Here is a 19,260-nt window from a genome sequence, read left to right on the forward strand (position 1 = left end):
TCATGCACATCGGGGAAGTCCAGGTTCTGCTCAACCATCCGCGGGTGTTCATCGGACCTGCGGGCGAGTTGGAGGACTTCGTCGAGACGCCGTTGACCGGGCCGATGCCCGTGGAATTCTCACACATTGCGGTTCCTGCTAGAGCCCAGGTCTCCACGGTGTCGGTTCGGATCTGGAGTGGGGCGCACCCGAGTACGGGAATGGTGGTCTTCAGCTCTTCGCTGGAACTTCCCCGCGGGGACATCGCAATCTTCGACGTCGATGGTCTGAGTCGGTTCGTGAGAACCGTCGGCAGGCCGGGACGTCATCACCTCACGATCCGCGTCGACGATCCTGTGCGGGCGTCACGAGTGGACGTCGTGGTGGACAGCGGTCCTGACAAGGCCACTTTGAACCGCGTCCCGGGTTATCGGCTGCCCGAGATCGAAGGGGTGTCGGGCGAACTCTCTCCCCCCGACACGCTGCATATGATCCTCTCGGGGGTGAGCAGTCCCAAAGCGCGTCTGGTCACCGCGCTTGATCTGGTGATCTCCGAATGGGAGAGTTCCGATTCTCCACGTCATGCCCAAGTGAACTCATTCCGGCTCCGGTTGATCACGGAATGGCTCAAGGGTGTTTACCCGGAAGTAGAGAGCGGGTTCTGGCACGACGTTTCCGTCCGCCTTGAAGCTGAGGTCGCGGATGCGGAGGGCCCTACCGTGGGCGGGGTGGCGGTCTCCATCGCCCAGCGGATCATCGCCCTGGCCGAGGAGTCCAGCCGGTGAGAGATACGGGAGCCGGTTGCCGACGCGGCGGTGGGCGGTCCGTTGAACAGGCCCGTCACGGTTCTCACCTGGCCCCCGGACAGCCTTCTCATGCAGCTCTTATGGGTGGCTTATGGAGTCATCACGCGCCGTACCTAGCTTGCGGCCATGTTCTTCACCTACCTGAGGCGCGAACTGCGCCGCCGCAGAAAGGCGGCCCTCGTCGTCGCCTCCGGGCTCGCGCTCGGGATCGCGCTGGTCATCGTGGTCAGTTCCGTGTCGTCCGGCATGGGGCAGGCCCAGGACAAGGTCCTGCAATCGCTGTACGGGCTGGGCACCGACATGACCGTCACCAAGGCCGCCCAGCCGCAGGCCGCTTCGGGAGAGCGGCCGAGCTTCCGGTTCGACGCGCAGGCGAACGGCTCCGGCTCGGAGCAGAGCAGCGACCGGGTGATGGTGCAGGGGTTCGAGACCCTGTCCACGTCCACGGTCGCCGAGGTCGACCAGCAGAGCGGTGTCTCGGACGCGGTCGGCGGACTGAGCCTCCGGGTCATCAAGATCAACGGCCAGTTCACCCGCGGCGAGTTCCAGCAGAACGGAAACGGCGGCGGTGCGGGCGGCTTCGGCCGGAACGGGGGCGGCTCCGGGCAGCCGCAGGGTGAAGTGCGGGGCGGCGGCGCCGACTTCGACGTCGACAACTACTCCGTCTTCGGCACCGACGTCACCAAGGCGGCCCTCGGCCCGCTGACCTCCTCCAAGATCACCAGCGGTCGTACGTTCAAGTCGACCGAGACCGACGCCAAGGTGGCCGTCGTCGACTCCGCGTACGCCAAGGAGAAGAAGCTCAAGGTCGGTTCCACCGTCACCATCAAGAGCGTCAAGTTCAAGGTGATCGGCATCGCCACCGCGGACAGCGGGGACGCGGCCGCCAACGTCTACATCCCCCTCACCCAGGCGCAGACCCTCAGCGACTCCAAGAACAAGGTCACCACGATCTACGTCAAGGCGACCGACTCCCAGAAGATCGGCTCCGTCAAGTCGGCGATCCAGAAGAACATCTCGGGCACCACGGTGACGACCTCGGCGGATCTCGCGGACACGGTGTCCGGGTCCCTGTCGACTGCGTCCTCGCTCGCCACGAACGTCGGCAAGTGGCTGTCGATCGCGGTGCTCGTCGCCGCGTTCCTCGTCGCCGGACTGCTGACCTCGGCCGCCGTCTCGCGCCGGGTACGGGAGTTCGGCACGCTCAAGGCGCTGGGCTGGAAGTCGGGGCGAGTGACCCGGCAGGTCGTCGGCGAGGCCATGGTCAACGGCCTGCTGGGCGGGGCGCTGGGCATCGCGCTCGGTCTCGCGGGGGCGTACGCCGTGACGGCCGTCAGCCCCACATTGCAGGCGCAGTTGGGCGGTGGCGGGGGTGCGGGTGGTCCCGGCGGCGGAGGTGACTTCGGCGGGTTCCGTCGGCAGGCGGCCGCGAAGACGTTCGACGTCGCGCTGACGGCCCCGGTCAGCCTGACGACGGTGGCGGTCGCGGTGGCCCTGGCAGTGGCCGGTGGTCTGGTCGCCGGGGCGTTCGGCGGCTGGCGCGCGTCCCGGCTGCGGCCGGCGGACGCGTTGCGGCGAGTCGAGTAGCGGGCGTTCGCTGCGGCACCGGGGCGCCCAGGGATGTGCCTCATCCGCGGTCCGGCGGCTGCGGAGGCGTCGTGGCTGGTCGCGCAGTTCCCCGCGCCCCTGAGTGGGTGCAGACCAGGCGTGCCCCAGCCGCACCCACCTAGGGGTGCGGGGACCTGCGCAAACGAGCCCCCACCGGACCGCGCCCGACACCGCCTCGCACCACCCCGAACCCCACCACCACCCCAGGAGTCACCATGTACGAGCTCAGAAACGTCACCAAGCGCTACGCCCGAGGCAAGGACACCGTCGACGCCCTCGCCGGTGTGGACCTCACCATCGCCGACGGCGACCGTCTCGTCATCCAGGGCCCCACCGGCGGCGGCAAGTCCACCCTCCTCCAGATGCTCGGCGGACTGGACAGGCCCACGGAGGGCGAAGTCGTGCTCGACGGGACCGACTTGGCCAAGCTCTCCGAGGCCAGGCTCACCAAGGTCCGCAGCGAGAACATCGGCTTCGTCTTCCAGGCCTTCAACCTCATCCCCACCCTCACCGCCCAGGAGAACGTCGAGACCGCTCTCGTCCCCCTCGGCGTGAAGGTGAAGGAGAGGAGGGAGCGGGCCGCCGAGGCGCTCACCTCCGTAGGCCTCGGGGAGCGGCTCTCACACCTGCCCTCCGAGATGTCCGGAGGACAGCAGCAGCGCGTCGCCATCGCCCGTGCCCTGGTCAAGGAGCCGAAGGTGCTCCTCGCCGACGAACCCACCGGCAACCTCGACGAGTCGATGCGCGACGAGATCATGGACGTACTCGAACGCATGTGGAAGGAACTGGGGTTGACCTTCATCATGGTCACCCACGACTCCGCCATCGCGAAGAAGGCCCCGCGTCTCGCCACGATCCGGAAGGGAAGGATCACGGTGAAGGAGAACGCCGCCCCCTGAGCGCGGCTGCCCGACCGAGTGCCTCAACTCCCGCTGAATCCGGCAGTCTTGTAACAGACTTTGCTGTCAGGGACTTGTCTATTGAGGTCGTGATCACCCCTCGGCATACTTCGAGCACCGGGGGGTGCACGCATAGGTGTGCGAGTCTGCCCCCCGCCCGGGTGAACGGGGAATTCGCCCGGTCCTTCTGCAAGGGGGAAACTTGCGCAGACAAGTGAAAAAGGCATGCGCGGCCACGATCGCCACGGCGGCCGCGGTAGCGCTCGCGGCGGGCATGACCAGCCCGGCGGCGGCGGACGCGCAGCAGACGGCGAGCGTCTCGCAGTCGAACAAGGCGCAGCTCACGCCCAAGCACCGCATCACCCTGATCACCGGCGACCGCGTCGTCGTGGACGCCAAGGGCCGTGTCGTGGGTCTGGAGCCCGCGAAGGGCCGCGAGCACATACCGGTCCAGCTCCGCAAGGCCGACGGCCACACCTACGTGCTGCCGTCCGACGTCGTCCGCCTGGTGTCGAGCGGCAAGCTCGACCAGCGCCTGTTCGACGTCACCGAGCTCAACAAGGCCGCCACCCGCAAGTCCCAGAACAAGGGACTGAAGGTGATCGTCGGCTACAAGGGCGCGGCGAGCGCGGCCAAGGACGACGTCCGGGACGCGGGCACGCTCCGCCACTCCCTGACCTCCCTGAACGCCGACGCGGTACAGACGCCGAAGGAGGACGCGCCCGAGCTGTGGGACGCCGTCACCAACGGCGACAAGACCGCCTCCGGCATCGCGCACGTCTGGCTCGACGGCGTCCGCAAGGCCAGCCTCGACAAGTCCGTGCCGCAGATCGGCGCGCCGACCGCCTGGGCCAAGGGCTACGACGGCAAGGGCGTCAAGATCGCCGTCCTGGACACCGGTGTCGACGCGACCCACCCGGACCTCAAGGACCAGGTGATCGCCTCGAAGAACTTCTCCACTTCCGCCGACGCGACCGACAAGTTCGGCCACGGCACCCACGTCGCCTCCACCGCGGCCGGTACCGGTGCGAAGTCCGGCGGCAAGTACAAGGGTGTGGCGCCGGGCGCCAAGCTGCTCAACGGCAAGGTGCTCAGCGACGACGGCTACGGCGAGGACTCGCAGATCCTCGCGGGCATGGAGTGGGCGGCCGAGCAGGGCGCCGACGTCGTCAACCTCAGCCTGGGCGGCGGCGACACCCCGGAGATCGACCCGCTGGAAGCCGAGGTCAACAAGCTCTCGGAGACCAAGGGCATCCTGTTCGCCATCGCCGCCGGCAACGAGGGCGACTTCGGCGACCAGACCATCGGCTCCCCGGGCAGCGCCGCCTCCGCCCTGACCGTCGGCGCGGTCGACGACAAGGACCAGCTGGCGTCCTTCTCCAGCACCGGACCCGGCCTCGACGGGCAGATCAAGCCCGACGTGACCGCGCCCGGCGTGGACATCACCGCGGCCGCCGCTCCCGGCAGCCTCATCGCCAAGGAGGTCGGCGAGAAGCCCGCCGGCTACCTCACCATCTCCGGTACGTCGATGGCGACCCCGCATGTCGCGGGCGCGGCGGCGATCCTCAAGCAGGAGCACCCGGACTGGGACTTCGCCGAGCTGAAGGGCGCCCTGACGGGCTCCGCCAAGGGCGGCAAGTACACCCCGTTCCAGCAGGGTTCGGGCCGTATCCAGGTCGACAAGGCCATCAAGCAGACCGTGATCGCCGACCCGGTGTCGGTGAGCTTCGGCACCCAGCAGTGGCCGCACACCGACGACAAGCCGGTCACCAAGCAGGTGACGTACCGCAACCTCGGTACGACGGACGTCACGCTGAAGCTGACGTCGACGGCCACCAACCCGAAGGGGCAGGCCGCTCCGGCCGGCTTCTTCAAGCTGGGCGCCACCACGGTGACGGTCCCGGCGGGCGGCAAGGCCTCCGTCGACGTCACCGTCAACACCAAGCTGGGCGGCACGCTCGACGGCGCGTACTCGGCGTACGTGACCGCGACGGGCGGCGGCCAGACCGTGCGTACGGCGGCGGCCGTGCAGCGGGAGGTGGAGTCGTACAACGTCACGCTGAACGTGCTCGACCGTGACGGCAAGCCGACCAAGAACTATGACGCCGGCCTGTACGGCATTTCCGGTCTGGCCAACGGCAAGGTCTTCGCGCCGTACGAGGCAGACGGCACTGTCACCGTCCGTGTGCCCAAGGGCGGTTACATCCTCAACTCCGCGTACTACCTGGACCCGGAGGACTTTGCCAAGGGCGCCGACTGGCTGGTCCAGCCCAAGCTGAACGTCACGAAGAACACGACGGTCACGCTGGACGCGCGCAAGGCCAAGCCGGTGGACATCACCGTGCCGGACACGAGCGCCAAGTCGGAGTTCGCCTCGCCCGGTTTCCAGATCGACACGCCCAACGGCGGTTACGGTTTCGGCTGGTTCCTGGACTCGTACACGGGCTTCCGTACCGCGCACTTCGGTCCGCAGGTGACCGACGGCTCGCTCACCGAGCAGTTCGACGGCCACTGGAGCAAGGGCGCCACCGAGCAGTACGACACCGTGGCCGGCGGCAAGGTCAAGCAGCTCGCCACCGGTTACACCAAGCACTACAAGGCGAGCGAGCTGGCCAAGGTGAAGGTCGCCATGGGCGCGGCGGCGAGCGGCAAGAAGGGCTCGATCAACGCCGTCGGCTGGCTGCCCGGCTCCTTCTCCGCCTCCTCGATGGGTATCCAGCAGACCCTGCCGGGCACCCGCACCCTGCACCTTTCCACCCTCAGCGGTGTGAAGTGGGAGATGGACTTCGAGCAGTCCGGCGGTGTCGACGAGGAGGGCTTCCCGCTCTCCGAGGCGTACTACACCCTCGGTGCCGCGCAGTCCTTCCAGGGCGGCAAGTCCTACGCGAAGACCTTCAACACCGCGGTCTTCGGCCCGCATCTCAACGCCACCTTCGGTCTGTACCGCGACGGCAACGAGATCTTCGGCTCCCTCCCGCTGTTCGCGGACGGCCAGGGCCACGCCGGCTCCTCGGTGTTCACCTCGGTCAACACCACGCTGTACAAGAACGGCGTCAAGGTGGGCTCGAACGACGACCCGCTGTTCGGCGAGAAGACGTTCAAGGTCCCGGCCGGCCAGGCCAACTACAAGCTGACGACCTCGGTCAAGCGCAGCGTCAAGGTCGCGGCGGCCTCCACCCGGATCGACGCCAGCTGGACGTTCGCGTCCAAGAAGACGGCCGACCTCACCAAGCTGCCCGCCTCCATGGTCCGCTTCAACGCGAAGACGGGTCTGGACAGCAGGGTCGAGGCCGGTAAGACGGTCAAGATCCCGGTGACCGTCGAGGGCTCCGCCAAGGGCTCCAACCTGAAGTCCCTCGCGGTGTACGTGTCGTACGACTACGGCCAGACCTGGAAGAAGGTCACGGTCTCGGGCGGCAAGATCACCGTGAAGAACCCGGCGAAGGGGAAGGCCATCTCCTTCCACGCCAAGATCGCCGACAAGAAGGGCAACAAGTCGACGATCTCGATCTACAACGCGTACTACGCGAAGTAGTCCTGGCCAGGCAGTCTGGTCGGTAGATCAATGAGAGACGGCCCGCCGGTTTCGAACCGGCGGGCCGTTTCCCGTCCGATGTCAGTAGGTGTCGCTGATGAGCGGTCATGTGGCGGCGGTCGGCTGTTGGCCGGGCCGCTCTGGTCCGCGGTACGGCAGTGTCCGGCTGTAGACGACGCTCGTGGTGGTGGTGCCGAAGCCGGCCAGTTCGTCCATGAGCGTCTCCAGGTGTTCCATGGAGGTCGCGGCCACCTTCAGGGTGTAGCAGTCGTCGCCGGTGGTCCGCAGGCACTCCAGGATCTCGCGGCGTTCGGCGAGCAGGTGGTGCAGCGGCTGGTGGCGGTTGCCGGGGTACTTCAGGCGGACGACGGCGAGCACCGGGTAGCCGACCTTGGCCAGGTCCACGGTGGCGTGGTAGCCGGTGATGACGCCCAGCGACTCCAGATTGCGTACCCGCTCGGTGGTGGCCGACGGACTGAGGCTGACGCGGCGCCCCAGCTCGCTGAGGGAGACGCGGGCGTCCTGCTGCAACTGCTCGATGATCGCCCAGTCGATGTCGTCGAGGTTCACGGCCATGGCGCGATATTACCGGGAGATTCGCCGCAGGAAGCCGGAAGTACCGGGAAGGTTCGGTTCCCCGCAGCCTGATCACCGCAATAACCTCAAGACATGCAACTTGGTGTCAACGTACCGAACTTCGGGCCCGGGACCGATCCGGGCGTGCTGCGTGAATGGGCGCGGGTCGTGGCCGGGAACGGGTTCGATCTGCTGATGGTGTCGGACCACGTGGCCGTCACCCCGGATGTGGCGGAGCGGTATCCGGAGCCGTTCTACGACCCGTTCACCACGCTGTCCTGGCTGGCCGGTATCAGCGGTGGCGAGCTGTCGCTGGGCACGACCGTGCTGGTGCTGCCGTACCGTCATCCGCTGCTGGCGGCACGGATGGCGAGCAACCTGCAACGGCTCAGCGGAGGGCGGTTCGTGCTCGGTGTGGGGGTCGGATGGGCGCGGCAGGAGTTCGACGCGCTCGGGGTACCGTTCGGCGCGCGCGGCCGGCTGACCGACGAGTACCTGGGGGTGATGCGGCAGGTGTGGGAGGCGGAGGACCAGGCCGCGCCCGCGGTGTGGGTCGGCGGGCACAGTGCGGCGGCGATCCGGCGGGCGGTCAGGTTCGGCGATGCCTGGCATCCGCTGAGGCTTCCGCTGGCGCGGATGCGGTCGGTTCTCGCGGCCAACGCGTTGCCGGGGTTCGCGCCGCGGATCGCGCTGCGTCTGACCGACGCTCCGGTCGAAGACGCCGAGCGGCCGGCCGGTGTCGGCGACGTGCGGCAGATCGTGGGTGATCTGACGGAGCTTCGCGGGCTCGGCGCCCGGACGGTGGTGCTCGACCCCTACCACGGGGACCCGGCTCAGACCCGTCGACCCGAGGCCGCGTGGCGCGCGCTCACCGCGGTTGCCGAGCAGTGGAGGACGGCGGCGTGATCACTCCTGCTGACGAGGTGCTGCTGCGGCAGGCCATCGGTATCGCGGCGCGCGCGGTGGAGCTGGGCGACGCGCCGTACGGCTCGCTGCTGGCCGGGCCGGACGGGGCGATCCTCGCCGAGGCGCACAACACGGTCCGCCGGGACGACGACATCACGGCCCATCCGGAGTTGAAGCTGGCCCGGTGGGCCGCCCGTGAGCTGGATCCAGACACGGCCGCCCGTACCACCATGTACACGAGCTGCCAGCCGTGCGGCATGTGTGGCGGCGGCATCGTCCGCTCCGGCATCGGCCGGGTCGTGTACGCGCTCTCCACGGAGCAACTCGTCGAACTCAACCCGGAGTCCCGCCTCTGGCCGTCAGTGCCTCAGGACGGTCCGGCCCTACTCGACGAGGCACGCGCACCCATCGACTCCTACTACGGGCCACGCCCATCGGCCGCCACCTGACCCACAGCTCCTCATTTTAATGCACGCTCTAGGCCCGCTGAAAAGGAATGACGTCCGTCGCTGCCACGCTTTTCAGCGCCGAATGCCTCATTTCACGTCCTTTACTACAGCGATGACGTGCCAAACGGCTGTCACGTGTGCGAGAGCGGCGGCCCACCAACCCCAGAGTTCAACCTCTCGGTCTCGCAGCGACTCCAGTGCCGTCGTCCAGTGCAGCATGAGCAGGCCCAGAGCGAAGACCCAGACGGGCCAACTGAGGAACGCGGCCCAACTGCGGGCCCCGAACAGGTAGTCGAGGCCGAGTGGGACGGCGAAAAGAATCGTGCTCACAACCCAGTCAACCGTGCCGACATAGGTGTTGGCGTCCTTGCCTTCATGGCGCATCGTGAACATGAGTTTCCCCAGAGAGATACGGGTGGGCGGTTGCCGCCGGAGCAGAGCGCCCTTTCGGGTACGACGATGCGGGCAGCCTTCAACGCACATTGGCGAAACAGAGCGCCGGGTCCGCAAAGAAATTACGTGACGAGTTGATCAAGGGGCAAGAAGATCGCGAAGCTTGGCCGAATCGAAGCGAGGCCACAGAGCTGATCTCCAGAGCTTCCCTTCGGCGGCGTAAGGGCCGTGAGTAAACGGCCCCGAAGAGTGCGCACCTGTCCAGGCTGGCCGAATTCCGGCCGAGGAGGTCACGACCGGCCTGGAACGCATGACATCGGGGCCGACCTCCAGGGTCGCCTCGCTGAGCCCTCAGCGAACTCGGGTCGGAGGGGGAGCCTCCGGCGGGGTGTCCGTGTTTGTGTGAAGGCATGACCACAGAGACCGTCGAGTACATCCGCTACCGCATCCCGGAAGACCGCTCGGCGGAGTTCCTGTCCGCCTACACCCACGCCTCGACCCAGCTGGCCGCGGCCCCGCAGTGTGTCGACTACGAACTGGCGCGCTGCGAGGAGGACTTCGAGCACTTCGTCCTGCGTATCACATGGACCTCCACCGAGGACCACCTGGAGGGCTTCCGCAAGTCGGAGCTGTTCGCGGACTTCCTCGCCCAGATCCGGCCGTACGTCGAGAACATCGAGGAGATGCGGCACTACAAGCCGACGACGGTACGGGGGCGGGGTGCCGCCGTGCCCACGCTGTTCGACTGGGCGGGCGGCGCGGAGGCGTTCGGCAGGCTCACCACGGTGTTCTACGAGAAGGTCCTGGCCGACGACCTGCTGGCCCCGGTGTTCGAGGGCCTGGCCCCCGAGCACGCCGAGCACGTCGCCCTGTGGCTCGCGGAGGTCTTCGGCGGCCCGACCGCCTACTCGGAGACCCAGGGCGGCCACGGCCATATGGTCGCCAAGCACCTCGGCCGCGGCATCACCGAGCCGCAGCGCCGCCGCTGGGTGAACCTCATCCAGGACGCCGCCGACGAGGCAGGCCTGCCCACCGACGCCGAGTTCCGCTCGGCGTTCCTCGCCTACGTGGAGTGGGGCACCCGACTCGCGGTCCACTTCTCGGAGCCGGACGCCAAGCCGCCCGCGGAGCAGCCGGTGCCGCAGTGGAACTGGGGCGCGGCACCGCCGTACCAGGGCTGAGCCGGGTCAAGGGCTGAGCCGGGTCAAGGGCTGAGCCGGGTCAGGAGTGCGCGGACTCGCCCGCCCGGGTCGCGTCCGCGCCCCAGCTCGCCAGCAGGCGCAGCGCGTCGGCCGACGGGGAGCCCGGTTCGGCGTGGTAGGTGATCAGGGCCTGCTCGGTGCCGTCGGACAGGGGGAACGACTCGAAGTGCAGGGTCAGGTCGCCGACCAGCGGGTGACGCAGCTGCTTGACGCCGAAGTTCTTCTCCTTGACGTCGTGCGTGGCCCACAGCCGCCTGAACTCCTCGCTCTTGACGGAGAGTTCACCCACGAGCGCGGACAGTTGCGGATCGTCCGGATGGCAGCCCGCGTCCATCCGCAGATAGCTGACCACGTCCGTCGCCTTCTGCTCCCACGGCACGAACAGCTCGCGGTACTCCGGCCGCAGGAACACCAGCCGGGCCCAGTTGCGGTCCTGCGCCGGCAGCTCCGACCAGTCGCCGAAGACCGCCGCCGCCATCCGGTTCCAGGCGAGGATGTCCGAGCGCCGCCCCGAGACGTACGCCGGGACGTCCATCGAGTCGAGCAGGTGCCGGATCGACCCGCGCACCTGCTCGGTCCGCGCGGCCGGCTTCTTCTTGTGCTGCTTGGGTTTCGCCAGGTGCGTGAGGTGGGCGTGCTCGGCGTCCGTCAGCCGCAGCGCGCGGGCGATCGAGCCGAGGACCTCCGTCGAGACGTTCCGCCCGTTGCCCTGCTCCAGGCGTGTGTAGTACGCCACGGAGACGCCCGCGAGCTGGGCCAGCTCCTCGCGGCGCAGCCCCGGTACCCTGCGGTGCCGCCCGAAGTCCGGCAGCCCCACGTCCTGGGGCTTCAGCCGGGCCCGCCGGGTGCGCAGGAACTCGCTGAGCTCGGCACGCCGGTCCAGTGAGCCGCTTCCGGGCAGTTCCTCGGCCATGTCGTCCATACGTCAAGTATTCACGGTCGTACGCCCAGCATCCTGTCCCCGTCAGTAGTAGGAACAGTGGACGTACGCAAAGCCGTGGCCTGGGTGGATCGTGGGCCAGGGGGCACTCTGGAGAACGTGCCCGGACGGATGGACAGAAGGCAGCCGGGCACGCACCCCCTCGCTAGGAGAACACCCGGCATGACCACTGTCGCCGCATACGCCGCCCCCGCCGCGAAGGCTCCCCTGGAGCGCACCACCATCGAGCGCCGGGCGGTCCGTGAACATGACGTCCTGATCGACATCAAGTTCGCCGGCATCTGCCACTCCGACATCCACCAGGCCCAGGAGGGCTGGGGCGAGGCCATCTTCCCGATGGTCCCGGGCCACGAGATCGCGGGCATCGTCTCCGAGGTCGGCCCCGGCGTCACCAAGTACAAGGTCGGCGACCGCGTGGGCGTCGGCTGCATGGTCGACTCGTGCGGTGAGTGCGAGAACTGCAAGGCCGGCATCGAGCAGCACTGCCTCCAGGGCAACGTCCCCACGTACAACGGCATCGGCAAGGACGGCGAGCCCACCTACGGCGGCTACTCCGAGAAGGTCGTCGTCGACGAGAACTACGTCGTCCGCATCCCCGAGGGCCTGGCCCTCGACGAGGCCGCCCCGCTGCTGTGCGCCGGCATCACCACGTACTCCCCGCTGAAGAAGTGGGGCGCCGGCCCCGGCAAGAAGGTCGCCGTGATCGGCCTGGGGGGCCTCGGCCACATGGGCGTCAAGATCGCGCACGCGCTGGGCGCCGAGGTCACGGTGCTCTCCCAGTCCCTGCGCAAGAAGGACGACGGCCTCAAGCTGGGCGCCGACCACTACTACGCGACCAGCGACGAGAACACCTTCAAGGAGCTGGCGGGCACCTTCGACGTCATCCTCTCCACGGTCTCGGCCCCGCTGGACTTCGGCGCGTACCTCGGCCTGCTCAAGACGGGCGGCGCGCTGGTCAACGTCGGCGCCCCCGAGGAGCCGATCTCCCTGAACCTGTTCTCCCTCATCGGCGGCAACAAGACCCTCGCCGGTTCGATGATCGGCGGCATCGCCGAGACCCAGGAGATGCTGGACTTCTGCGCGCAGCACGGCATCGGCGCCGAGATCGAGCTCATCGCCGCGTCGGAGATCAACGAGGCGTACGAGCGCGTCGTCAACAGCGACGTCCGCTACCGGTTCGTGATCGACACGGCGACGATCTGACCCGCCTGCCACCCCCGGCATGAACGAAGGGCCCCGGCCTCACTCCGGGGCCCTTCGGCGTGCAGGCTCGGTGTGGGGCGGGGTCGTTCGGCGGCGTGAGCCCGCAGTACGGCCCCTTCGTCCCGGTCGAGAACCCAACGGCGTGACCCTCGATTACATGGACACGCCGGAACGGATCACGCCGCAGCACTACGCGTTCCTCGTCTCCGAGGACGACTTCGACACGATCTTCGCCCGCGTCCGGGAAGCGGGACTCACGTACTGGGCGGACCCCTTCCACCACCGCCCCGATCCTGACGCGCCCGTACGGCAGCGGGGGTTGACGTTCCGGGGGCGGCTGGGGCGTCGGCGGGCCGTGCTCGCGGGCCGCGTGGGGGGACCGCCGGCCGGACATCGGTGTCGAACACCCCGCCAAGCCCGTCGTCGGCGACTCTCGTACGAACGGCTCGGTGGGCGCAGCCGCGGTTGTCCTCGTGGATGGGCCCGGAAGTTGGGAGGGGGCGGCTGATCTCGACGACCGGGACCGTCTCCTGCACCTCCCCGTTCGTTCGACGGCTTGAGGCCGCCCAGGGCCAGAAAAACCCACGTCCCCCCTCGACGGACGATCTACTGTGCTACTCAACGCCTTGAGCTGTGGCAGAGCGCTCGCGTTCCAGAATCAAACAGGTGGAGAAACAGTGGTTCGCCAATCACGCGTCGGCATTACGGTTGCCATGCTCATGACCTCGTCGGCGCTCGCCGGATGCGGAACCGGACAGGACTCCCAGGCAGACGGGGCAACGGAGCCGACAAAAACGTCCGGTGTACAGGCCAAGCCGCTGAGCAAGGCGGACCTGGAGCGGGCGACGATCACAGGCGCGGATCTCGTCGGATACGACGTGGAGCGGGACCTCGCCGCCACCTCCGCGTCCCACAAGACGGCGGACCCTGCCGAATGCGCGCCTGTCATGCAGGCGGTGGGCGGCAGCAGCGGCTTCGCGGCCACCGCGCGCACCGCACGGATCATTGTGCCGAGGGAGCGCGGATCCGGTGCGCACATGACCCTTTCGTCGCACAGCCCCGCAGACGCCCAGCAGGTGATCGACGCGTTGCGGACGGCCGCGGAGCGGTGCAAGACCTTCAAGGACATCCAGGTGGACTTCGACTACGACGCGGTCCAACTCCAACCCGACCCCGGCTACGGCGACGATTCCGTGTCCCTCCGGCTCACACAGCTGGCGGCGTTCGGCGACGGTGAGGAGCCGGTCCGGGTGCCCTATGCGGTGGTGGCCGTCCGGCAAGGGGCCACGGTCGCCATGTTCACCGACTCCAACCGCCCCAGCGGGCCGAATGACGACGAGCCGGCCGGCATACCGAACGCGATCGTCAAGGGACAGCTGAACAAGCTCAGCAAGCCGGCGGCTGCCAAGTGACCAGGATCCTCTCTCCGTAAAGGCGCACCGGCATGGGCACGGACATCCACGGCGGGATCGAGTTCCGCCATCCCCACGTCGGCACCGACTACTACGACGGCGAACCATGGGTGACCGCGATGGATCTGTGGCCGCTGTACGACGAGACCGACTACACGGCCTTCGGCGCACTCTTCGGTGTCCGCAACTACGCCGGCTTCCGGCCGCTCGCGGCCGGTCGTGGCCTTCCCGCCGACCTGTCGAGCGCCATGCGTTCAGAACTGGGTTCATGGGTTGCCCAAGGCGAGTTGGACGGGGCGAGCTGGGTCCTCTGGGCCGAACTCGCCTCCATCGATCCCGCGACCACGCCCGAACACTTCGTCGGCCGAGTGACCTGGCACGCCAAATCGCTCCCCGCCATACGGCGGCGTCAACTCGTGTCTCGGCCGTGGCCGACATCAGTCCTGTCCACCGTGGGCGTACCGCCCGCCGACGTGGACAGCGCCGCAGAACGCGTCGAGTGGACCACCGACGACTTGGTCTGTGCTTACGAACCACTGACCCTCGGCAGTGTTCTCGGACCGACGACACACTGGCCGCACGTCTTCGCCGTGATGAAGGCCCTGGCCGACCGCTTCGGCGACGACGGTGTCCGCCTGGTCGCAGCGTTCGACTGAGGGCGCGCGGCCTCGCACCGTGAAAGCCCCCGCCGCCGCATCACGGACTCGGCGGACGGGTCCACAGGGTCACGTCGCTGCTCGTCGCGACGGCGAGGGTGCGGCCGGAGGGGGAGAAACCGACGGCCCGGAGCTCGGAATAGTGGGAGTGGAAGACGTGCCACCACCCTTCGCCGTGCGGTTCGCGGTGGGGCATGCCGCTGCCGCGGGAGAGCAGGACGCGGTCGTTCGGCCAGGCCGGGGAGACGACCTCCACGTGCCAGCCGCCGGTGGCCGTGGTGTGGAGCCCGCCGCCGTACAGCCCGGCGATGTGCACCCTGCTGCCGGCGATCGGTCCGAGGCCCGGGCAGGTCAGATCCGCGGCCGCGTCCGGCGTACTGGTCTCGGGGTCGGGGTCCCGGTCCCGGGCGAGCCGCTCACCGGTGACGGCGTCGAAGAGACCGTGACCGGCGGTGGAGACGACCATCACCAGGTCGTCGCCGCTGTCGGGGTGCGTCGCGAATCCGATGCCGAGAAGGCCGCCGACCGCGGCGCAGCTCTCGAAGACCGGCTTCCACGGCGCGGGCGCGGGCACCACGGGCACGGCGAGCAACCGGTCACGCAGGTCCTGCTGATACGGCGAGAGTGGTGTCACCTGGCCATGATCTCCTGTCGAACGGACCGGATGGACCGGATGGACCGGATGGACCGGATGGACCGTACGGCGACCGGGCCGGGTCGGAGGCGCCCGGAATCGTCCGGAACCCTCGTGCGTTGAGGGGGGTGGGCACAGGACGCCGATGACGTGCGAGCAGACGCGAGTAGATGCGAGCAGACGGATGCGAGCAGACGGATGCGAGCAGAGTGGCCCGCCCGATTGACCGAGCCGACAGACAGGGAGGGCCGTGATGGCCGCGCAGACACAGAGGGCCGTCTTGGCGGGCGGATGCTTCTGGGGCATGGAAGAGCTGATCCGCCGGCTTCCGGGTGTGACGGCGACCCGGGTGGGATACACCGGGGGCGACGTGCCGAACGCGACGTACCGCAACCACGGCACCCACGCGGAGGCCATCGAGATCCTCTACGACCCCGAGAAGACCGACTATCGCGCGCTCCTGGAGTTCTTCTTCCAGATCCACGACCCGAGCACCAAGAACCGCCAGGGCAACGACATCGGCCTCAGCTACCGCTCGGCGATCTACTACGTGGACGACGAGCAGAAGCGGATCGCCGAGGACACCATCGCGGACGTGGACGCCTCCGGCCTGTGGCCCGGCAAGGTCGTCACCGAGGTGGAGCCGGTCGGCCCCTTCTGGGAGGCCGAACCCGAGCACCAGGACTACCTCCAGCGCTACCCGGACGGCTACACCTGCCACTTCCCGCGCCCGGGATGGCGGCTGCCCGCCCGCACCGAGGGCTGACGGGGAGGCTCGGCGGCCCGGCCGAGAACCGTCAGGGCGCGGCGCGCGACCGCCCGCGTGTGTGGGTGCGCCCGCGCCGGGGCGCACTCCACTGCCTACCGAGCGCACCCACTGCCTACCGACCCGTCCCGGTCTACCGCGTGCCGTTCTGGGCGAACGTCCACACGGCACGGCTGCCCGGGCCGACGGTGAGGGTCGAGTGACCGATCCGCTCCACGTGCCGGTCCTTCACGGGCCGGTTGAGTGACATCTCGACCCGCTCGAACCCCGCTCGTTCGCGCGGGACGACGTCGAACCGGATCGTGGTGCCGCCGCCCTGTGCGACGACGCCGCCGCCCGTCACGCTCTTGACGGCGAACCCGCCGGCCCGCAGCAGCGGCACGGTGTCGGCGAGGTCGCCCTCGGTGACCGCGATGCGGACAGCGGTCACGTCACGCATCAGGTGGGTGCGGTAGTCGTCGGACAGGACGCGCTCCCGGCCGACGTCACCGGGGAAGCTCGCGGGCTCGGTGTTGCTGCGGGGATCGGCGAAGTACTCCGGCCGGTACTCCATCGCCCAGGCGTTGAAGCCGTCGTACTCGGTGGCGGTGAGGATGGCGTCGAACCACGGCACGCGCACACCGTCTCCGAAGTCCCGGGTCTGGAGGAACTCGATGGGTTCGGCGACCCCCTCGCTCTTCAGTCGCTCGGTGACCGTCGCCAGGTCGCCGTCCTGTTCGGTGGACAGGCCCAGCCCGGCCGAGCCGAGGGCGCCGTCCGGGCCGGAGATGTCACCGACGCCGAACAGTTCCAGGTAGGTCTCGCGGCCCAACAGGTAGCGGCCGGTCCAGGTCTGTCCGCCGGTACCGGTCGTGGTGCGGACCTGGAAGTTGGCGAAGTCCCTCAGGTAGTCGGAGTGTTCGATGGCGTCGGCGGTCTCCCGGTCGAGAACCCCGTAGGAGTGGTTGTAGAACAACAACTGCCGGTCGGACGAGGACCGGCTCCCTTCGGCCTGTGCCGTCCCCACGGCGCCCCCGATCGACACGGCGAGGGCTGCGGCGAGCACGACGATCATCCGTAATATCCGCTGAATCCGCATGCGGGGGATCGTAGGTCGGGGAGACGGCGACCGCGCCTCGTTTTCAACGAGCTCGAAATCCTTGACATACGCCCGCGCTCCACCCGATGAAGAGGCGTGCTCCGTCCACGCATTGCACACCCGTCCCTCCCGGACGCGTCCACGGCAGAGTCGCGACCGTCACCGACGCGAGCAGGGTTGCCGACCAGGGCGTGTCTCCTCCACCGCACCCGACCGCCCCCCGCGCCGACTTCGTCCGCCATCTGACGAGCCCCACCACACCCACCCGGCGCGAACACCCCAACCGCAACCGTCGGTCATCCTCGAAGGTGGTCCAGAAGTTCGTCTTCAACGGGATACACCCGCTCTTGGGGCAGCGCGCGGGCGGCGGAGTCCAGGTCACCACTGTCCACCAGGGCTCGGATCTCATGGACGAGTGGGGTTACGTCCCGGATGGCGACCGTCCATTCGTCCGCGTAGCGTCGTACGGCCTCACCGGAGAGGCCGAGCTGCAGTGATCGGTAGGGCAGCGGCTGCAGGTGCAGGTCCCGCTCGGGGTCCCACTGCACGCGAGCCGGTGAGCGCTTCAACTGCCGCTGCCACGTGGCCCGGTCGGGGTGTACTCCGCGCACATAACTCGACAGACTCGCGTGGCGCAGCGCCCACTCGAAGCCGTCACGCCTGATCTCGACGGCGAGGACGGTCTCCTGCCCCTCCTTGGTACCCCAGCCACAGCGGTACATCATCCACAGGAACGACGGCTTGATCCACGTCATCCGGTCGCGCTTCCACAAGGCGGGGAAACGGCCCTCCTGAGCGGCGGGCAGGCCGATCTCAGGGGCGTATGCCTGGTAAACGGTGATCGTGGATGTCGTGTGCAGCGCGCGGATCCTGTGCCGTGGTTCGTTCATGACGTACAGGGTGTGGTCCCTGGATCCTCGCCGGCCATTCGTTTTCCCACCAGGTTCCTCGCCCGGTACCCGGTCGGCAGAGCTTGAGGGTCCAGGCGAGGTCCCACTTCACCGGCTTCGGAGTGGAAGACCGGCCGACGCACAGACAGCTTCGCCATGACGTCCTTGAGTGAGACCCGTCCGGAGGTGCCGCAGCGCGAGTCGCGCAGGGCCGAGTTGGCGCCACCGACCTCGCGCGTCTGCACTTCGTTCGGGACACAGCGAGGCTGGAACGCGTCTGTTGCCGGCCTGGTCAGAACGGCCTCGCCCTCATGCTGTCCAACGAGCCGTCCTCGCAGACTCCGCCCAGCTCTGGTCGCCGACGTACTCGGCATCATGAAAATGCATGACCTCGACGATCGCCGGACACGGCTGTCGGCAGAGGCTCAGCCATCGGTGGGAGCCGGGGCGACCCCCGTCGGGCACGAAGCGCCCCAATCGGCCTCCGACGGGTCACTCAGCTTGACCCCCGTCCCGCCGATTCCGCAGTAGCCCGCCGGGTTCTTGTCGAGGTACTGCTGGTGGTAGCTCTCCGCCGGGTAGAAGGGCCGGCCCTGCGCGGGCAGGATCTCGGTCGTGATCGTGCGGTGCCCCGAGGCCGTGAGGACCTGCTGGTAGGCGGTGCGGGAGGCCTCAGCCGCCGCTGCCTGTTCGGGGGTGTGGGGGTAGATCGCCGAGCGGTACTGGGTGCCTACGTCGTTGCCCTGGCGGAAGCCCTGCGTGGGGTCGTGGGACTCCCAGAAGGTCTTCAGGAGGCGCTCGTACGAGATGAGGGCGGGGTCGAAGACCACGCGGACCGCCTCGGTGTGGCCGGTGAGACCCGAGCAGACCTCCTCGTACAGGGGGTTCTCGGTGTGGCCGCCCTGGTAACCGACCAGGGTCGTCCAGATTCCCGCCGGGAGCTGCCAGAACTTGCGCTCGGCCCCCCAGAAGCAGCCCAGGCCGAAGTCCGCGGTCCCGTACCCCTCGGGGTAGGGGCCGAGCAGCGGGGTGCCGAGGACGGTGTGCCGGTCCGGGAGCGTGAACGCCGGCTCGGAGCGGCCCTTCAGCGCCTGCTCGGGGGTGGGCAGGACGGGCGTACGGCCGAACAGCATGAGGCGGGCTCCTTCGTTCGTGCGTGCCCCACAGTGACGCGGGGCGGAACCGGGAACAACGCTTCCGTGCCGAGCCGCATTCCGACAAGCCCGGCGTCCACGGGGTCCGGCGTCACGAGGCCCGGCGCCCGGGCGGGCCCTGCGGCGACTTAAGCCTGGCGGTGACGTGAGTCCAGCGTTCCCTTGAGCCCGGCC

Annotated in this window: 18 protein-coding genes and 1 pseudogene; 12 read left to right on the forward strand and 7 right to left on the reverse strand. The window is 68.7% G+C overall.

From position 1 onward, the window contains the following. Positions 1-2 precede the first annotated feature (2 nt). From ABZ098_RS08475 to ABZ098_RS08490, 4 genes are all read left to right on the forward strand, one after another. Complete coding sequence (locus ABZ098_RS08475; RefSeq protein ID WP_356588531.1) at positions 3-764, forward strand: hypothetical protein; 762 nt, start codon at positions 3-5, stop codon at positions 762-764. Positions 765-911: 147 nt separating this feature from the next. Beyond that, the gene (locus tag ABZ098_RS08480; RefSeq protein WP_356588533.1) at positions 912-2,372 is read left to right on the forward strand and encodes an ABC transporter permease; all 1,461 of its coding nucleotides are present in this window, start codon (positions 912-914) and stop codon (positions 2,370-2,372) included. A 236-nt stretch (positions 2,373-2,608) separates the two neighbouring features. Continuing rightward, on the forward strand, positions 2,609-3,292 hold the full coding sequence (locus ABZ098_RS08485) for an ABC transporter ATP-binding protein (protein WP_356588535.1): 684 nt from the start codon (positions 2,609-2,611) through the stop codon (positions 3,290-3,292). A 214-nt stretch (positions 3,293-3,506) separates the two neighbouring features. Further along, entirely contained in the window at positions 3,507-6,827 is a 3,321-nt protein-coding gene (locus tag ABZ098_RS08490) for a S8 family peptidase (RefSeq protein ID WP_356589367.1), read from the forward strand. 105 nt (positions 6,828-6,932) lie between these two features. On the opposite strand, the gene ABZ098_RS08495 is transcribed toward ABZ098_RS08490, so the two are convergent. Beyond that, positions 6,933-7,403 carry an Lrp/AsnC family transcriptional regulator gene (locus ABZ098_RS08495; protein WP_356588537.1) on the reverse strand — a complete coding sequence of 157 codons (471 nt, stop codon included), beginning with the start codon at positions 7,401-7,403 and terminating at the stop codon, positions 6,933-6,935. A gap of 93 nt (positions 7,404-7,496) precedes the next feature. On the opposite strand from ABZ098_RS08495, the gene ABZ098_RS08500 reads away from it, so the two are divergent. After that, a complete protein-coding gene (locus ABZ098_RS08500) occupies positions 7,497-8,309 on the forward strand; it encodes an LLM class flavin-dependent oxidoreductase (protein WP_356588538.1) in 813 nt (270 codons plus the stop codon). Next, complete coding sequence (locus ABZ098_RS08505) at positions 8,306-8,758, forward strand: nucleoside deaminase (protein WP_356588540.1); 453 nt, start codon at positions 8,306-8,308, stop codon at positions 8,756-8,758. Before ABZ098_RS08500 ends, ABZ098_RS08505 begins: the two co-directional genes overlap by 4 nt. Positions 8,759-8,845: 87 nt before the next feature. On the opposite strand, the gene ABZ098_RS08510 is transcribed toward ABZ098_RS08505, so the two are convergent. Then, on the reverse strand, positions 8,846-9,151 hold the full coding sequence (locus tag ABZ098_RS08510) for a hypothetical protein (protein WP_356588542.1): 306 nt from the start codon (positions 9,149-9,151) through the stop codon (positions 8,846-8,848). Positions 9,152-9,561: 410 nt separating this feature from the next. On the opposite strand from ABZ098_RS08510, the gene ABZ098_RS08515 reads away from it, so the two are divergent. Then, positions 9,562-10,332 carry an antibiotic biosynthesis monooxygenase gene (locus ABZ098_RS08515; RefSeq protein WP_356588544.1) on the forward strand — a complete coding sequence of 257 codons (771 nt, stop codon included), beginning with the start codon at positions 9,562-9,564 and terminating at the stop codon, positions 10,330-10,332. A gap of 40 nt (positions 10,333-10,372) precedes the next feature. On the opposite strand, the gene ABZ098_RS08520 is transcribed toward ABZ098_RS08515, so the two are convergent. Beyond that, a complete protein-coding gene (locus tag ABZ098_RS08520) occupies positions 10,373-11,275 on the reverse strand; it encodes a helix-turn-helix transcriptional regulator (protein ID WP_356588546.1) in 903 nt (300 codons plus the stop codon). A 180-nt stretch (positions 11,276-11,455) separates the two neighbouring features. Between ABZ098_RS08520 and ABZ098_RS08525 the strand changes: the two genes are divergently transcribed. The 4 genes and pseudogenes from ABZ098_RS08525 to ABZ098_RS08540 all read left to right on the forward strand — a co-directional run bounded on the left by ABZ098_RS08525 (position 11,456) and on the right by ABZ098_RS08540 (position 14,564). Further along, the gene (locus ABZ098_RS08525) at positions 11,456-12,496 is read left to right on the forward strand and encodes an NAD(P)-dependent alcohol dehydrogenase (RefSeq protein ID WP_356588548.1); all 1,041 of its coding nucleotides are present in this window, start codon (positions 11,456-11,458) and stop codon (positions 12,494-12,496) included. Between the two features lie 95 nt (positions 12,497-12,591). Beyond that, positions 12,592-12,782 (forward strand): annotated as a pseudogene (locus tag ABZ098_RS08530) (VOC family protein); the annotation flags it as partial. Positions 12,783-13,215: 433 nt separating this feature from the next. Beyond that, a complete protein-coding gene (locus tag ABZ098_RS08535) occupies positions 13,216-13,908 on the forward strand; it encodes a hypothetical protein (RefSeq protein WP_356588550.1) in 693 nt (230 codons plus the stop codon). Between the two features lie 32 nt (positions 13,909-13,940). After that, a complete protein-coding gene (locus tag ABZ098_RS08540) occupies positions 13,941-14,564 on the forward strand; it encodes a hypothetical protein (RefSeq protein ID WP_356588552.1) in 624 nt (207 codons plus the stop codon). A gap of 40 nt (positions 14,565-14,604) precedes the next feature. Here the strand turns inward: ABZ098_RS08540 and ABZ098_RS08545 are convergent, their stop codons facing one another. Then, positions 14,605-15,198, reverse strand: coding sequence for a hypothetical protein (locus tag ABZ098_RS08545; protein WP_356588554.1), 594 nt, complete (start codon positions 15,196-15,198; stop codon positions 14,605-14,607). 253 nt (positions 15,199-15,451) lie between these two features. On the opposite strand from ABZ098_RS08545, the gene msrA (ABZ098_RS08550) reads away from it, so the two are divergent. Next, positions 15,452-15,964 carry a peptide-methionine (S)-S-oxide reductase MsrA gene (msrA, locus tag ABZ098_RS08550; RefSeq protein WP_356588556.1) on the forward strand — a complete coding sequence of 171 codons (513 nt, stop codon included), beginning with the start codon at positions 15,452-15,454 and terminating at the stop codon, positions 15,962-15,964. 133 nt (positions 15,965-16,097) lie between these two features. Here the strand turns inward: msrA (ABZ098_RS08550) and ABZ098_RS08555 are convergent, their stop codons facing one another. From ABZ098_RS08555 to msrA (ABZ098_RS08565), 3 genes are all read right to left on the reverse strand, one after another. After that, positions 16,098-17,018, reverse strand: a complete 921-nt coding sequence (locus ABZ098_RS08555; RefSeq protein WP_356589369.1) for a DUF5829 family protein — start codon at positions 17,016-17,018, stop codon at positions 16,098-16,100. A 320-nt stretch (positions 17,019-17,338) separates the two neighbouring features. Beyond that, positions 17,339-17,932: a DUF4291 domain-containing protein gene (locus ABZ098_RS08560; RefSeq protein ID WP_356588558.1), complete on the reverse strand. Its 594-nt coding sequence runs from the start codon at positions 17,930-17,932 to the stop codon at positions 17,339-17,341. Between the two features lie 425 nt (positions 17,933-18,357). Then, complete coding sequence (msrA, locus tag ABZ098_RS08565) at positions 18,358-19,065, reverse strand: peptide-methionine (S)-S-oxide reductase MsrA (RefSeq protein ID WP_356588560.1); 708 nt, start codon at positions 19,063-19,065, stop codon at positions 18,358-18,360. Positions 19,066-19,260: the final 195 nt, after the last annotated feature.

This window comes from Streptomyces sp. NPDC006335 (assembly GCF_040612795.1).
Taxonomy (GTDB): domain Bacteria; phylum Actinomycetota; class Actinomycetes; order Streptomycetales; family Streptomycetaceae; genus Streptomyces.

Coding starts and splice junctions, on each gene's coding strand:
- ABZ098_RS08485 (WP_356588535.1), top strand. CDS start 2,609: ATGTACGAGCTCAGAAACGTCACCAAGCGCTACGCCCGAGGCAAGGAC.
- ABZ098_RS08500 (WP_356588538.1), top strand. CDS start 7,497: ATGCAACTTGGTGTCAACGTACCGAACTTCGGGCCCGGGACCGATCCG.
- ABZ098_RS08535 (WP_356588550.1), top strand. CDS start 13,216: ATGACCTCGTCGGCGCTCGCCGGATGCGGAACCGGACAGGACTCCCAG.
- ABZ098_RS08480 (WP_356588533.1), top strand. CDS start 912: ATGTTCTTCACCTACCTGAGGCGCGAACTGCGCCGCCGCAGAAAGGCG.
- ABZ098_RS08475 (WP_356588531.1), top strand. CDS start 3: ATGCACATCGGGGAAGTCCAGGTTCTGCTCAACCATCCGCGGGTGTTC.
- ABZ098_RS08560 (WP_356588558.1), bottom strand. CDS start 17,932: ATGAACGAACCACGGCACAGGATCCGCGCGCTGCACACGACATCCACG.
- ABZ098_RS08510 (WP_356588542.1), bottom strand. CDS start 9,151: ATGTTCACGATGCGCCATGAAGGCAAGGACGCCAACACCTATGTCGGC.
- ABZ098_RS08515 (WP_356588544.1), top strand. CDS start 9,562: ATGACCACAGAGACCGTCGAGTACATCCGCTACCGCATCCCGGAAGAC.
- msrA (WP_356588560.1), bottom strand. CDS start 19,065: ATGCTGTTCGGCCGTACGCCCGTCCTGCCCACCCCCGAGCAGGCGCTG.
- ABZ098_RS08555 (WP_356589369.1), bottom strand. CDS start 17,018: ATGATCGTCGTGCTCGCCGCAGCCCTCGCCGTGTCGATCGGGGGCGCC.
- ABZ098_RS08495 (WP_356588537.1), bottom strand. CDS start 7,403: ATGGCCGTGAACCTCGACGACATCGACTGGGCGATCATCGAGCAGTTG.
- ABZ098_RS08525 (WP_356588548.1), top strand. CDS start 11,456: ATGACCACTGTCGCCGCATACGCCGCCCCCGCCGCGAAGGCTCCCCTG.
- ABZ098_RS08520 (WP_356588546.1), bottom strand. CDS start 11,275: ATGGACGACATGGCCGAGGAACTGCCCGGAAGCGGCTCACTGGACCGG.
- msrA (WP_356588556.1), top strand. CDS start 15,452: ATGGCCGCGCAGACACAGAGGGCCGTCTTGGCGGGCGGATGCTTCTGG.
- ABZ098_RS08540 (WP_356588552.1), top strand. CDS start 13,941: ATGGGCACGGACATCCACGGCGGGATCGAGTTCCGCCATCCCCACGTC.